Origin of the sequence: Mesobacillus harenae (assembly GCF_013343715.1) — a bacterium.
GTDB classification, from domain to species: Bacteria; Bacillota; Bacilli; order Bacillales; family Cytobacillaceae; genus Mesobacillus_A; species Mesobacillus_A harenae.
The window spans coordinates 24201-38618 of record NZ_JABUNR010000016.1; the positions used below are offsets into that span (position 1 = coordinate 24201).

12 protein-coding genes are annotated in these 14418 nt (G+C 42.5%); 2 read left to right on the forward strand and 10 right to left on the reverse strand.

Features of this window, described 5'->3' with window-relative positions; translation table 11 throughout:
• Positions 1-242: 242 nt before the first annotated feature.
• The gene (locus HRJ06_RS18155; protein ID WP_174734394.1) at positions 243-626 is read left to right on the forward strand and encodes a hypothetical protein; all 384 of its coding nucleotides are present in this window, start codon (positions 243-245) and stop codon (positions 624-626) included.
• Positions 627-848: 222 nt separating this feature from the next.
• On the opposite strand, the gene HRJ06_RS18160 is transcribed toward HRJ06_RS18155, so the two are convergent.
• The 10 genes from HRJ06_RS18160 to HRJ06_RS18205 form a co-directional block, all read right to left on the reverse strand.
• Positions 849-2297 carry a glycoside hydrolase family 32 protein gene (locus HRJ06_RS18160; protein ID WP_174734395.1) on the reverse strand — a complete coding sequence of 483 codons (1449 nt, stop codon included), beginning with the start codon at positions 2295-2297 and terminating at the stop codon, positions 849-851.
• Positions 2294-3259, reverse strand: coding sequence for an aminoimidazole riboside kinase (locus HRJ06_RS18165; protein ID WP_174734396.1), 966 nt, complete (start codon positions 3257-3259; stop codon positions 2294-2296). Before HRJ06_RS18165 ends, HRJ06_RS18160 begins: the two co-directional genes overlap by 4 nt.
• 113 nt (positions 3260-3372) lie before the next feature.
• Positions 3373-4779 (reverse strand): sucrose-specific PTS transporter subunit IIBC, encoded by a 1407-nt coding sequence (locus tag HRJ06_RS18170; RefSeq protein WP_174734397.1) that lies wholly within the window; start codon positions 4777-4779, stop codon positions 3373-3375.
• Between the two features lie 187 nt (positions 4780-4966).
• Positions 4967-5959 (reverse strand): LacI family DNA-binding transcriptional regulator, encoded by a 993-nt coding sequence (locus HRJ06_RS18175; RefSeq protein ID WP_174734398.1) that lies wholly within the window; start codon positions 5957-5959, stop codon positions 4967-4969.
• Between the two features lie 210 nt (positions 5960-6169).
• Positions 6170-6925, reverse strand: a complete 756-nt coding sequence (locus HRJ06_RS18180) for a sugar isomerase domain-containing protein (protein WP_174734399.1) — start codon at positions 6923-6925, stop codon at positions 6170-6172.
• Positions 6922-8097, reverse strand: coding sequence for an N-acetylglucosamine-6-phosphate deacetylase (nagA, locus tag HRJ06_RS18185; protein ID WP_174734400.1), 1176 nt, complete (start codon positions 8095-8097; stop codon positions 6922-6924). The genes HRJ06_RS18180 and nagA overlap by 4 nt, the downstream gene beginning before the upstream one ends.
• Positions 8097-8870, reverse strand: coding sequence for a glucosamine-6-phosphate deaminase (locus HRJ06_RS18190; RefSeq protein ID WP_338421121.1), 774 nt, complete (start codon positions 8868-8870; stop codon positions 8097-8099). Before HRJ06_RS18190 ends, nagA begins: the two co-directional genes overlap by 1 nt.
• Complete coding sequence (locus HRJ06_RS18195) at positions 8867-10159, reverse strand: neutral/alkaline non-lysosomal ceramidase N-terminal domain-containing protein (RefSeq protein ID WP_174734401.1); 1293 nt, start codon at positions 10157-10159, stop codon at positions 8867-8869. The genes HRJ06_RS18190 and HRJ06_RS18195 overlap by 4 nt, the downstream gene beginning before the upstream one ends.
• On the reverse strand, positions 10156-11439 hold the full coding sequence (locus HRJ06_RS18200; RefSeq protein ID WP_174734402.1) for an AGE family epimerase/isomerase: 1284 nt from the start codon (positions 11437-11439) through the stop codon (positions 10156-10158). The genes HRJ06_RS18195 and HRJ06_RS18200 overlap by 4 nt, the downstream gene beginning before the upstream one ends.
• Before the next feature lie 71 nt (positions 11440-11510).
• On the reverse strand, positions 11511-13016 hold the full coding sequence (locus tag HRJ06_RS18205) for a sodium:solute symporter family protein (RefSeq protein WP_174734403.1): 1506 nt from the start codon (positions 13014-13016) through the stop codon (positions 11511-11513).
• A gap of 168 nt (positions 13017-13184) precedes the next feature.
• Here HRJ06_RS18205 and HRJ06_RS18210 point away from each other — a divergent pair, with 168 nt between their 5' ends.
• Positions 13185-14315: an ROK family protein gene (locus HRJ06_RS18210; RefSeq protein WP_174734404.1), complete on the forward strand. Its 1131-nt coding sequence runs from the start codon at positions 13185-13187 to the stop codon at positions 14313-14315.
• Positions 14316-14418 lie beyond the last annotated feature (103 nt).

Genomic DNA, 14418 nt, shown 5'->3' on the forward strand with positions numbered 1-14418 from the left:
TGAACAACGTGTGAACATTTTTTAAAGCTTTGATATTGTGAAACAAGATTATTCGGGGAGTGACAGGCACCATAATTCCCTATTACAAAGTAGGAAGAGACCTGCCAGCAGGGAGTTATGTTCTTGAGAGTTACGGCAGCGGCTATGCTGCTGTTATAGACGGGCCAATTGGATGAAGTAAAATTATTGATAACAAGATCTTTGATGGGAGATATAACATTAATGTTATGGACGGACAGTACTTGAAGGTTTCGAAAGGGCTAATAGTCGAAGCTGCTGAAGCAACCGTTGTACAAGAAGACCACTCAGATACAGTTGAGGAAAACGAATCAAGTGAAGCACCAGCCCAGCAAGCAGAGGTTACTGTGATCACTTTTCCAGAAGATACATTAGAGAATTTATTAAATAGCCCCGAGAAAGATCAGATTCAGAGCCTTCACATTGAAAATGATGTGTCTTTCTCCTTATCTGGGATCGAGCAGCTCTCCAATCTTAAGGATATATCCTTCTCAGATATTACAATAGTATCTTACTTAAAGGAACTTGTTCAACTTGATGGGCTAGAAAATATATACATTGGCAACACAGATGGAGATACATCGGTTGAGATGTTTTTACGACAGTAGGGATTGTCTAGTGATGTTACTTATATATATCCAGATGGCACTCAAAACTACTGGCAATAGAAATTAACTATTAAGAACTAAAAAAGCCACCCTGTGCTCTTTTAAAGCTGGGGTGGCCTTCTAATATTTAATCAAACGTTTGATTAATTTTCAAACCTGGTTCCGCCTTAGCCTCGGCTTGTTCAATCAAACGTTTGATTAGCTGCAGCCTGTGAAACAAGATTATTCGGGAAGTGACAGGCACCATCTCTCTACTCTCATCTCTGCCTGCCCTTTTATATTTAGCTGAAGGTTTTCATTTTCGGGATGGGTGAAGAATCGGGCGGTGAATGTTTCTTGTCCGCCGTTTAGAAAGATTTCGACTGAGCTTGTATCTAGGAAGATGTGCATGTTTTCTAAAGCTGATAGTGTGCATGAGCGTTTTTCTAGTTTTCCGTTTTGGAAGGATTCTCTTTCAAGAGTAAAAAGCTGTTCTGATTTGTTAAAACGGATTTTAACATGATCGCGAATGGTCAATTCAACAACTTCGGCATTGCCGCCATTGAATGTGACTTTAAGCTCACTGACTTTTCCATCCAATCCCAGATCTGAAAAGTTCTCGTCTTCCAAGGTTAACTGACGGTCAAACGTTTTCGCTTTTCGCAGCTTCTTCATTTCCGGGAGAGGCTGCTGATAAAGCTTATCGCCCTTCAGTTTAAGCTCTCTTGGAAGTGTCAATCCGTGGACCCACCCGTGTTCAATCGTCGGCTGAAAAGGTTCATCTTCATCGGTGAGCCCCATCCAGGCGTACATAATCCTTCTTCCTTGTTGATCCTCGAAGGTTTGCGGCGCGTAAAAATCAAAGCCTCGGTCCAGCTCAACAAAATCACCGTGAGAAAAAACTGGGGTTTCCGGCTTCAAATTGCCGATAAAATAGCCAGACTGAAATATATTGTGATACATATGCCCTTTCGGTTCCAATCCTTGGGGTGAAACTAGCAGAACATCTTTATTGCCTAGCCTGAAAAAATCAGGGCATTCCCACATATAGCCGAAGTCTTCCAAACCGTTCATCCCGCTCCCGGCAATCGGCCCTTTATATTCCCAGTTTTTCAAATCAGGTGAGGAATAAAGGACGACACAGCCTTCTTCGTTTAACGTTTGAGCACCGAGAACCATATACCAGAGACCGTCATCTTTCCATACCTTAGGGTCACGGAAATGGGCGGTATATCCTTTCGGCAGCAGAATGACTGGGCCCATTTTCTCGAAGTGGATCCCATCATCTGAAACAGCCAAGCATTGATAGGTTTCCCGTTCATTCTGCTCATTTTTAACATTCCCTGTGTAAAATAAGAATAACTTTCCCTCTGATTCTACAGCACTACCCGAGTAACACCCGTTTTTCTCATACCATTCACTTGGTGTTAGGGCAGGAGGCTGTTCCTGCCAATGGACCAAGTCCTCAGAGGTATAATGACCCCAAAATTTTGATCCATGGGCCGTTTCAAATGGGTTCCATTGATAGAACACATGGTATGTTCCATTAAATTGAATCAAACCGTTCGGATCATTCAGCAATCCGACCGGCGGCATAAGGTGAAACTGCAGCCGGTTTGGATCTTCAGACAGATTTTGCTGATTTTTTTTCACTTTTTCTGCCGCACTCAGAAGTAATTCTTGTTGTTTCATGATCGACTCCCATCTTCTGAAAGCATTTTTTGCACCTCAGGCAAAGTTGGCAATGCCGTCATTGCCCCTTTTTGCGCCGCAGCAAGAGCACCCGAAACGGAAGCGAACGCAGCTATTTCGGCTGCTTCCTCAACGGAAATCGTGGAGAGATCCTGCTCCCTTTCATTCAGGCAATACAAAAACCCTGAAACAAAAGCATCCCCTGCGCCTGTTGTGTCAATCGTATTTACCTTTAGCGCTTTTACCTCAACGGCTCCTGATTTTGTGAAAACCGTACTACCTTCCGCTCCTTTTGTCAGAAATATGAGCGAAAGGCCATACTTAGTCATCCAGTTATCTATGATCGCAGTGTCTTCAGATCCGGTTAAAAAATCCAGCTCTTCGGTCGAGATTTTTAAAACATCCACATCTGGAAGCATGTTAAAAATGGTTTCTTTTAGCAAGGCTTCATCCTTCCAAAGACTTAAGCGGACATTCGGATCGAAGGACACAATCATCCCGTGCTTTTTAGCATAGGAAATCGCCTTTTTGGTTGCAGACCGCACAGGATCCATCAGTAGTGAAATCGTCCCAAAGTGGAAAACTTTATTCTCCTTAAACACGTTCTCTTCAATTTCTGTTTCATCTAAAAACATGTCTGCACTTGGGTCAATATAAAAGCTAAAGCTCCGCTCTCCATCAGAGGCGAGTGTCACAAACACTAGGCCGGTACGGTAATCACTGGTCAGACGGATGCTCGATACATCCACCCCAAAGCCCTTTAAAGTTGTTCGTAAAAATTCACCCAGCACATCGTTTCCGAGCTTTCCAATAAACGTTGATTTCATCCCAAGCCGGGCAGCTCCGACTGCGACATTTGCCGGAGCACCTCCTGGGCTTTTCTGGTAGGATGTATTCGTTTTATCAAGAGGAATGAAGTCAATTAATGCTTCTCCCAGAGTGATCAGTCCACTTTTTTTCATAAGGAATTCTACCTCTTTCCTTTTAAAAATAAGGCTGTTTTCGTAAAATTTGTTGCTATTTCCTTCGTTGTTTTTACAATTCATGCACAAACAATTTTTTAAAATAGTAACGATTATTTCTGCTGCTGGTCTTTCAGCATTTTATCAGAGAATCCGAACATCCAAGTCAGGGCAAATGCTGTGGCAATTGCGATAATGTTTACGAGCAAGTACAGCAGAATCTGACCATTAAGATAAAGCAAAGTTCCTGGAATAACCGTAATCGCCATTCCCGTTGCCTTCAGCCCAAAGATGGAAGCGAAGAAACCGCCAACACCGCCGCCAATAAGACCCATGATAAATGGTTTGCCATAGCGAAGGTTTACCCCAAAGATTGCAGGTTCTGTAATTCCTAAGAAAGCTGACAGAGAAGACGGAAGTGCCAATGCTTTAAGCTTCTTTGATTTAGATTTTAGTCCGACTGCAAGTGCCGCGCCTCCCTGGGCTGCAACAGCACAAGTAACGATCGCATTGTATGGGTTATAACCAAGGCTCTCGAGCAAGGAAATCTCCAGCATATTAAATACATGGTGGACACCGGAAACAACAATAATTTGATTCAAGCCGCCGATCAGGAGACCACTAATTCCGAATGGCCACTCTAGCACGGCAATTGTACCTGTTAAAATAATACCTTCTATAGCGTGGAAAACTGGACCGATAACAAACAGCGCAAGGAAAATCATAACCAGCAATGTTAAAAATGGAGTGACAATCAGATCAAAGGCGTCTGGTACACGCTTCCGGATTTGTTTTTCAAGCTTGGCACCAATGATACCAGCAATAAAGGCAGGAAGCACAGAACCTTGATAGCCGATTACCGGGATGAAGCCAAAGAACATTAATGGTTCAACATCTCCTCCGGCAACCCCCCATGCATTTGGCAAGGCCGGACTAACAAGCATCAGACCGAGAACAAGACCGATGATCGGCGAGCCGCCAAAAACGCGGAATGTTGACCACGCCACAAGAGCTGGCAGGAAGATAAAGGCCGTGTCCGTTAGAATTTGGGTAAATAGTAGAAAGTTTTCCGAAACATCTTCTGGAGCCATTCCGAAAAAGGCCAGAATTTGTTCCTGCATGACAAGTCCGCGAAGCCCCATAAATAAACCAGTTGCCACAAGAGCTGGGATAATCGGCACAAACACATCACCGAAAGTACGGATCGCTCGCTGGAAGCGTGTTCCGCTTTTGGCTGCCTCTTCAGCTTGCTCGCCCTTCGTTGAGCTGTTTACCCCAAGCTTTTTTACTTCTTCATAAATCTTGTTTACTGTCCCCGTACCAAGAATAACCTGGAATTGACCTGAGTTGAAAAATGCGCCTTTAACCTTTTCAATCTCTTCAACACGTTCCTGGTCTATTTTTTCCTTATCTTTAACCATGATTCTTAATCTTGTTGCACAATGGGCAGCTGATTGAATGTTGTCCTGCCCGCCAACTGCATCAATAATGTCTTTTGCAATTTCCCTATTGTCAGCCATAATGCTGAACCCTCCTCATATTAGAAGAATCTAATGATATTGTTTGTGTGAAATCGATTCCACAATGCTTAGTTTTTATGGAATCGATTCCACATTTAGCAGACACAATCCCATATACCATGAATTATTGGAGCGATTTTTAAAAAATTAAGGAATGATCTCGTTATGAAATCGATTTCATAACTGATTATATACTATCTCTTTCAATCAGTCTACCATTTAAAGTAATCGTTTTCTGGAAATTTTCACTTTTTTCAATTTGGGCTAGCAGAATCTGTGCAGCCTCCTGTCCGGCAACTTCATTTTCATAATCCATTGTCGTGAGTGCTGGTTGGAAATACTTCGAAATATCTGATGCTCCTATCCCTGCAACAGAAATATCATCCGGAACCCTATGGCCAGCTTCCTTTAAATACTGCATGGCACCAATTGCCATTCGGTCTGTCACACAGAAAACGCCATCTGGTACCCAACCTGCTGCATTCTCGATAATCTTGGACATGGCATGATAGCCAGAAGTTATACTGAAATCAGCTATTGCCATCCACTCTGGACGGATCAGAAGGTTGTGCTTCTCCATCTGCTTAATAAAGCCCTGCTTTCGCTCAATTCCAACAGCCTGATCACTTTCAGGAACACCAATAAAAGCAATATTTTTGCGGCCACGTTCAATCAAAAGGCCTGTCATGGCTTTTGATGCATTAAAATCATCATAGATAACATTGGCAACGCCGGGAATGTTTTGGCCAACTGCAACAAACGGCATTTTGAGCTGATGGATCTCGGTAATTAGTTCATCGCTTATTGTCGTCGCACTAAGGATGATTCCATCCACTTGCCTGCTTTTTAACAGTCTTAAATATTCGATTTCCTTTTGGGGTTCCAAATTGGAGCTCGTGAGGAGAATCTGATAGCCATATTTACTAAACACTTCATTCATACCATTTACCAGGCGCCCGGATGTCTCCGTACCCAGCTTGGGAATGACGACCCCAATTACCTTTGTCTTTTTCGTTCGGAGGGATTTAGCCTGCTGGCTCGGAATATAGCCTGTTTCTTCAATCACCTTAACAACACGTTTCCGTGCCTCATCACTCACATATCCCGAATCATTTAAAACCCGCGACACCGTCGTTCTCGACACACCTGCCATTTCAGCAATTTCCTTAATCGTCAACATCCCAATTCCCCCAACACTCTCACCATTATTAGCTTCCATTTTAACAGAAGTACCGGATCAAGCAAAGGAGAGGTTACCTTGTTGTGAAACAAGATTAAGCGGGAAGTGACAGGCACCACCCCGAAAGAAGCAGGGACCAGTCCCTGCTTCTAAAAAAACCGTGGAACAAGATTAATCGGGGAGTGACAGGCACCCTTTTAAGGCACCCTTTTAAAGCTTCTTAATCCGTCCTTTGAACTGTTCTATGAATTTGGCATTGGCTTGGTCTCCGCCTGGGGCGTTTCCGCTCATCCAGATTGGTGGTGTTAGTCCTTCTTTGGCTAAGATTTCGACTGTCTCGGCAACGATTGAATTTAAGCAATAGGCATTGGCAAAGGTAGACATCGCTGCGACTTTTTGATTCACGTTTTCAATTTCTACAACTGCGTCACCTACCTCGACTTTAGTATCTACAACGATATCAACCAATTCGTATAGATTTTTCTTAGTAGGGTGGCGGGCTGGATGATTTTCTGGTGTCGCAGAAGCATGCCGTACAGAGGTAACCCCAATGGTCTTAACTCCTAATCGTTTTGCCTCCAATGCAGCATCGATAGTAGCTGCGTTCATACCATAAGCATTTATAATGAGTAGAAGATCGCCGGCTTGGAGCCCATATTCCTGAACCACTAATTTTCCATAGCCAGGTGTTCGCTCCATTGCCATTGAACGTAATGCCCCATTATTTAATAAAGTGCCTTCATCCAACATTGCACTGATGTGCATTAATCCCCCTGCCCGAAAAAAAATTTCTTGAGGGCCTAAATTCGAGTGTCCTCCAGGGCCGTATGCAAATATAATTTTATCCTGTTTAATATGGTCGGCAATTGCTTGCGCCGCAGCTCTAATCGAGTCCCCCTCTTCATCATGCAGCATTTGCAGATGATCAACAATCTTTGTTAAATATTGAGTCATGACAAAACTCATCTCGCTCTTCCCCCTTTAAAATTACAATTGTACAGACATTTTCCATTTTTAATGGTTTGAAGGATGCGAATTTGATTCTCAACTTTTGAAAAGCGAATAAAGTCTGCAGGTGCTCCAACCTCTAACCCTTTTTGCTGCGGGAGCTGCAGAAACTTGGCCGGACGAATGGATGCCATCTCCCATGCCTCTTCAAATGAGCACAGTTTCTTATGAACTAGATTCTCAATTCCCCATTTCAACAGCTGTACTGAACCTGCCAAAAGCTGGGGGTTTTCCGCCATGTGAAGCTTTCTTTCTGGGGTTAAAACCACCTTTCCACCGATATGGGAGGTGTACTCACCTGGTTCCATACCACTATAGGTAACTGAATCACTCACTAACATCGCATGATTCTGCTTCGTTCGTATAAACACCTTCAAGACCGAGTCCGGTAAATGAAAGCCATCAGCAATAAGGCAAGCCCATAAATCATCATGTGCTAATTGCTCCCATAGATAATTAGGATGCCTCGGCAGCATAAGATGGGCACCGTTCCCTAGATGCGTGGACATACGAGCTCCTGCGGCTACGGCCGATTGAATCTGTTCTGGAGTGGCTGAAGTATGCCCAATTGAAACAATTACGTTCTCTTTGACACACTGACGTATAAATTCGATTGAACCAGGCCACTCAGGGGAAAGCGTTACAATTTTGGTTCTTCCACTTGCCGCTTTTTGCCATTTCTTAAAGAGTTTCCAGTCCGGACCTTTCACGTACTGTTTTTGATGGGCTCCCCTTGGACCATCCTCTGGGGAGATAAACGGCCCTTCAACATGAATGCCCGCGATACACCGATCCACTTCAGGATTCTTTTCACATACATTTGCTATTGTCCTTAATGCAGACTCGATCGCTTCATCGCTGTTTGTAATTACTGTGGGAAAATAGGTGGTGATTCCCTCTTGCCACAGCATTTTGGTTACTTGAATAATGTTCTCTTCACGTATAGGTACGGTATTAAAATCAATGCCCCCATACCCGTTTATTTGCAAGTCGATCAAACCAGGTGCTATAAAAGCATGTGGAGTATCCTTCATTTCAGTTAATACCTTATGCTCAACAATGATTCCATTTTCAACTTTTATGCTAACCGGGCTTTCTGTTCGATAATGTAATCCGATGTACTCCTTCATTAACTTTGTGCTCCATAGGCATCTTGATCTGCAAATAGCATACAGTTTGGATGCCTTCGTAAATAACTTGCTGGACACGCTGCAGAAATGCTGTCGTACAAGGTGGACTGGACTGCTTCAAACTTGGTTTTTCCTGGTACGATACAATAAAGATAACTTCCTGATAGTAAGGCGGGAATTGTTAGAGTAAGTGCCTGTGTTGGTACTTGATTAATTTCAGGAAAGCACCCATCATTCACCTGTTGCTGGCGGCACATTTCATCTAACTCGACAGGCTTAATCACTTCTGGATCGTAAAAGTCAGCTACAGGTGGATCGTTAAAGGCAATATGTCCGTTTTCTCCGATTCCCAGACAAACCATATCAATAGGAGCTTGCGAAATCAGCTTTGTATATCTCACGCACTCGTCTGAAATTGAATTGGAACTATCGATAAAGTGAACTTCTCCAGGATTCACAAAGGAAAACAAATGTTCATCGATATATCTGCTAAACAATTGAGGGGAATCTTTCGGTAATCCAATATATTCGTCCATATGAAACGCAGTAATGCGGGACCATTCAATTCCTGCTTCCTTCCTTAGCTGTTCAAGAAATTCATTTTGTGACGGGGCAGAAGCAAAAACGATTCGAACTTTCTCCTGTTTAGCTAAAAGCTCTCTTATTCTTTTTGCAGCCGCAATGCCCGCTGCTTTCCCCATGGCCTTCCGATCCTTAAAAACCGCTAGCTTTAATTGGTCAATTTTCTCCATTTTGATAGGCTGTACGATCAAAAATGTTCCCCTCCCTCCAAAGTAATGATTGATTTCTTAATCTCTTTTTCTATGCTTACAGAAAAGGGTGCTGGCAAACCAAAGTAGTATAAAGACTCCTCTGCTTCGTACCCGCCTTCTTCCGTTTGTTTTGCAGTTGGAATATAGCCAAGCATGCCATTGCTATATGGAATAGGCAGGACTTTTCCAGCAAAGGTTTTTTTGATCCATAAGCCATAATCCACAACAACTTCCGCGTTTATGGCTAGGAAAGCAAGTGAATTTGCAATTTGCAAGTAGGTAAACTCTATAGGGACTTCCAAGTTTATTCGATCGGGCTGTGCTAATAGAAGAGAGCTCCATTCCCCCATTACATCTGGCTCTGTCACTTTTCCCCTTAGTTCCGCTAGTGTCGGCAAGGTTTTAAAAGAGAGCGAAGTCTGTACCTTTCTGTTTTTAAGAACAGGCTTTAAAGGACTCATCGTTTTTCCTGCAACCCATAAAACCTCATCTGCAAGCTTCTTGCCAAGCTTCTTTACCTCAAGATCTGTTCCACGATAAAATAACCCATTTTTCACTAATGCAGGCCGAATGTCTCCGCTGCATCCTTGTAAAAAAAGTGCGACACTATCCTTCCCATAATGGTTTTCAACTAGGTCCATTGCGACACCGGGATACTCCGAGGATATAGAATTATCTGCCGTTGTCGTCGGGTGACAGGCATAATGTGTGATAATAGCCTTGAACCTTTCCTTGGCTGTTCGAAAACAAATAACATGTACCTCCTGGTCTGTGGGGCCGTCTGGATTAGGGGCCATCACACACTTCCCTTTAACAAGTTTTCGCCGGTGAATTCCAATCTCACACTTTCCGATTCCATGTTCCATGGTAACCGGTTCTATATTTACAGATGCCTGCTCCAAGGCAGCCATCAATTGATCTTCTAGAAATTGAAGATATCCATCCACTGGACACCCAAGCGATGGTGTGAATTGATTACTTGTTTGAGGTCCCGAATGAGTATGGGTGGCATGCAGGATTACGGCTGATTCTTCTAGGCCCCATCTGTCAGCAATCCTTTTACGGAGATTTTTAGCATGAGAGGTATCCCACCAAATTAAGTCAGCACTGATCAAAATGCTCCTGCATATGCGATCCGCTTCCTCTAATTGAAAAAACAGAACACGGAGATGCAATGGATGAGCTACCCCTTCAAAGCTGCCTTTCCGTTCCTTAAAACCCGCTAAAGCAACCGGAAACTGTGGGGTAATTTCAACCTTTGCCGTTCCTAATTTTAATATTGCTTTCATTTGAGCTGCCCCAATAAGGCAGGCTTCTCGTGCAGAAGTTCAATGATTAACAATAAATTTCGCAGGATATGATAAGGATCCTTAACCGGCAAGGCGACCGTTTTGTTAATCGGCTCGCCATTTCTTGCTCGAATCTGGATCCATTCCCCTATTTCAAGATTTGTGTTTGGAAAAGTGTCAAACACATATTTCTCCATTTGCTCATAAATGGAGATCAATTCTGAATCCTGAGTTAACGAGTAACCCAACAATGCCGCATATAGTATTTCTGAATGAGGCCACCACAGCTTGGTATCCCAGGTATCTTGAATTAATTTTTCATAGGGATCATCAATCAGCCTTCCGTTAGGCTCTCCGCCCAAGTGATCCGCAAACCGAAGCAAGCCGCCATATTCCTTATCCCAGCCGATAGCAAAGGCCCATTTAATTGTTTGAACAGCCCGATTGATTACATCAAGATTCCCAGCTCGTTCTGCTGTCTTCATCACAAACCACATACATTCTACGGCATGGCCCGGGTTTACATGCCGAGCTAATAAGGTATCCCTCTTCCTGGACGGATTGTTGGGCAATAACTCAATGATACGTCCATCAGCCATCATGAAATGATCGATAATATCATTCATATAAAACAAACTCTTATCAACAAACTCCTGCATGCGCGGATGGTTAAAGCTTTCTAAAACCTCTGCAACCTCCTGGGTCACATTTAGCATAATCATGGAAACAGAGTGGGATCGGTACCCATCTGGAATAGGATAAGGCTCACTGCGGATCTTCCCGTTATCAAGCCGTTCTATGATGCTGTCAAAAAGGCTCAAGATCGTCGATATGAAGGTAGTTCGTTTAGATGCCCGAATATACTCTGTTAATCCTAAAACGATAAAACAATCTGCATAAAAACTTGTATCATAGCCCCGTCCAGGATGAGACTCTTTCATCTTTCCTTCCTCATCTAATACAAAGGCACAATTCCCGTTTTCTAAAAAAACATTCTCAAATAAAAAAGAAGCAGTTTGGTCTGCCTGGGACAGATACTCTTCCTGATTCCCAGCGATTTGATTTTTCCCGGCCATTGATGCCAGTCTTGACCATAGCCATAAAAACCTTCCCTGTGACCAGGTATATTTATCTCTGCTTAATAACGTATTTCCATTATTACTAAAACAGGTAAAGATCCCTCCATATTTTGTATCTACAGCCCGATGCCAAAAAGGAAGGATCACTCCCTCTACATGTTCCGTGTAAAAATCCAGGCAATTTTTATTCATTCTGCTCATCTGCTAAACTCCTAATCTAAATTTACTGTCCGAATATACCGAGATATATTCGGACAGAGTAAGCTTGAGATTTAAGAATTAATTGGTTTTCCAGTATACTCGGAAGTTTCATCACTCAATGCCTCTAAAAGCTGCTCAACCTCTTCTGGAACAGGCTCGTTTCTATTCAGCCAACCCATGCCTATAAAGGTAATCAGAGAGACTGCCAGTGGTGCTGAGATACTGATAGACTGAGCAACATCTGTGATTCCATATTTGAATACAATAAAGGTGATTAAGCCTGCAATAATGGATCCAATTGCTGCAGACGAATTACTATGTTTAAATGCAGGCAATAATCCAAGTAACATTGGTATGGAGACCGGCCCTACTAATGCAGCGAACCAAGAAATAATCAGGCCCAGGACACCCCCAAAGTAATCTGCATTCATACCTAAGATCAAAGTTAACCCAGTAAAGATGAGCGTAATAATTCGTGCCAGTTTAAGGGATTGTTTTTTGTCCAAATTCCTTACTTTACTTGAGATAGCTGGAAGAATATCCTTCGTAATAACAGCTGATACTGTATTAATATCCCCGGAAGTCATAGACATTGTAGCAGCAAACAGCCCTGCCAGAACTAAGCCTACTAAACCTACAGGTAAGAATTCCTGTGTCATTATAGAGTAAACCTGGTTTGGATCTTCTAAGTTTGGAAAGAAAATTGGTGATGCCCACATAGGGAAAAACATGATCAGCGGCCAAATCAAGTATAAAACGCCTGAGAAAAGTGCAGCTTTCTTAGCTTCAGGACCAGATGGAGATGCGATGTAGCGCTGCGCAAGATTCCATGTCCCTCCGTTATAACTGAAGAATGTAATGAAAATGAATGCGATAAAGAATGCAGCAGTATATGGTTCACGGAAGATATCTGCGTTCCCGGCCGGAAGTTCACTCCACATGGTGAAGATTGCACCAAACCCGCCGAGTTTAGACAAGACGATAAAGAACATAACAAGACCGGCAATGATTTGAACCACAAACTGAGCGAAATCATTCCAAACATCCGCCCATAATCCCCCGATCGTAATATAGAGTAAGGAAACCCCGCCAGAAATTAAGATCCCCGCAACAAGTGGTATTCCCGTAAATCCATTTAATAGAATGGCAATAGCAGTCCATTTTGCCCCAACATCGAACAACTTTAAAATGACACCGCTCCAGGCCATTACTTGTTGAGTAGGCATATTATATCGAATGGATAAGTACTCAAGTGGTGATTCAATGTTCAATTTCATTCTCAATCGTGCCCATCTCGGAGCAATCAGATAAGCCCCAATCACAACACTGATTGTAATCGCGACTGCCCACCACATATAAATTGTAAATCCAAAAGAATAGGCAATACCAGCATAGGCAGCAAAAACGACCCCACTATACCCTGATACATGGTGTGATGCCCCTGACAGCCACCAAGGAAGCTTTCCTCCAGCGACAAAGTAATCATCGGAACCCTTAATCTTCTTAAAAGACCATGCACCAATACCAACCATTAAAAGTAAATAGAGTATAATGACGACCCAATCTAATGAACCCATCCCTTTCCCTCCTCTTATATTTTTAGTTTCAGTGTGAAATTTAGGTTTTAAGTTCACCTCGCTTTTCGTATAATTAGTCATAGTTTATGACTAATAAATTTAGAGAATGCTAACTTTTTACCTGAATTGTCAATATATTTAGAAATTTTATTTGCCGGGGTGAGATCGGTGCAGCAAAAAGGGACGGCTATATTAAGGGAGATCAATCAAAAGAGTGTACTCTCTTATTTACGAAAACATAAAACCTGTTCGAGGATGGACTTGGTCAAAGCCTTAGGAGTTAGCAAGAATACAATTTCCTTAATCGTTGATCAGTTAGTCAAAGAAGGCATAGTACTCGATGTGGGGTTAGAAGAACAACAAGGTGCAGGCAGGCCGCGAAAGTTAATCACCATAGAACCAAGATCCTACATATCAATTGGTCTGTCCCTTACCAAAACAAAATGCACCTATTTCATCATGGATTTTTTTCTCGAAGTGATTAAAAAAGGTGAAATATCATTTCCCTCCGAACGGCTAGCGCCACAGATTGAGCAAATTATTGAACTAGCTAAACACCTGCAGGAAAAATATCCTGATAGCATTGGGCTAAGCATCGCAATCCCTGGCTTAGTTGACCCCGACACAGGAATCGTACATGAATCGACTCATTCTCAATGGAAAAATATTAATATCAAAGAAACACTTGAAAAAGTGATTTCTATCCCAGTGTATATTTTAAATACTGTTAAGGCTTCCGCTTTAGGGGCAATCGAGAAACTGTCAGGTTCTGACCTTTCAAGTGCTTTTTATATTCGGATCGAGGATGGTGTCGGAGGAGCTTTTATTATTAATAATAAAGTCCACAACGGGATTAGCTGGTCTGCAGGAGAATTGGGTCACATTAGTGTAGAGCCTGATGGTCCACTTTGTAACTGTGGACAAAAGGGATGCTTAGAGACACTGATTAGTCTGCCAGTATTTAAGAAAACAACCATGCAAATGAATCAAGATCTTTTCAGTGACGGTAGTTTAAACCTAGAGAAATTCTCAGATCCTATTCAGAAGGTTCTCTCACAATATGGGATGTATCTCGGGATCGGTATGACTCATATAATCCATCTTTTGAATCCGGAATCCATCATTATTGAGAGTCCTTATAATCAGGCAAAAGTCTTCAGAGAATCCACTTTATTTTCTATAAGCAGCAGAGCATTGACATTACCCTATAGCAACACCGATATCCAATTCATCCAGACTCCCTATTCATCAGCCTTTGGCGCAGGAGTGCATAGTGTATTGAGGTATGAGGAAGTTTAATTCAACAAAGAAGTGCATTAACACTTCTCCCTTGGGCTTAGAATTGGAAACCAATAGTGCAAACAGGAAAATGTTGGTGTTTGAACATACAACGGAAACCATC

What these genes read in the sequence shown, in the direction of transcription:
- HRJ06_RS18165 (WP_174734396.1), bottom strand. Translation starts at nt 3,259, where the DNA reads ATGAAAAAAAGTGGACTGATCACTCTGGGAGAAGCATTAATTGACTTC.
- nagA (WP_174734400.1), bottom strand. Translation starts at nt 8,097, where the DNA reads ATGAAGGAGTACATCGGATTACATTATCGAACAGAAAGCCCGGTTAGC.
- HRJ06_RS18205 (WP_174734403.1), bottom strand. Translation starts at nt 13,016, where the DNA reads ATGGGTTCATTAGATTGGGTCGTCATTATACTCTATTTACTTTTAATG.
- HRJ06_RS18170 (WP_174734397.1), bottom strand. Translation starts at nt 4,779, where the DNA reads ATGGCTGACAATAGGGAAATTGCAAAAGACATTATTGATGCAGTTGGC.
- HRJ06_RS18175 (WP_174734398.1), bottom strand. Translation starts at nt 5,959, where the DNA reads ATGTTGACGATTAAGGAAATTGCTGAAATGGCAGGTGTGTCGAGAACG.
- HRJ06_RS18195 (WP_174734401.1), bottom strand. Translation starts at nt 10,159, where the DNA reads ATGAAAGCAATATTAAAATTAGGAACGGCAAAGGTTGAAATTACCCCA.
- HRJ06_RS18180 (WP_174734399.1), bottom strand. Translation starts at nt 6,925, where the DNA reads ATGAGTTTTGTCATGACTCAATATTTAACAAAGATTGTTGATCATCTG.
- HRJ06_RS18200 (WP_174734402.1), bottom strand. Translation starts at nt 11,439, where the DNA reads ATGAGCAGAATGAATAAAAATTGCCTGGATTTTTACACGGAACATGTA.
- HRJ06_RS18160 (WP_174734395.1), bottom strand. Translation starts at nt 2,297, where the DNA reads ATGAAACAACAAGAATTACTTCTGAGTGCGGCAGAAAAAGTGAAAAAA.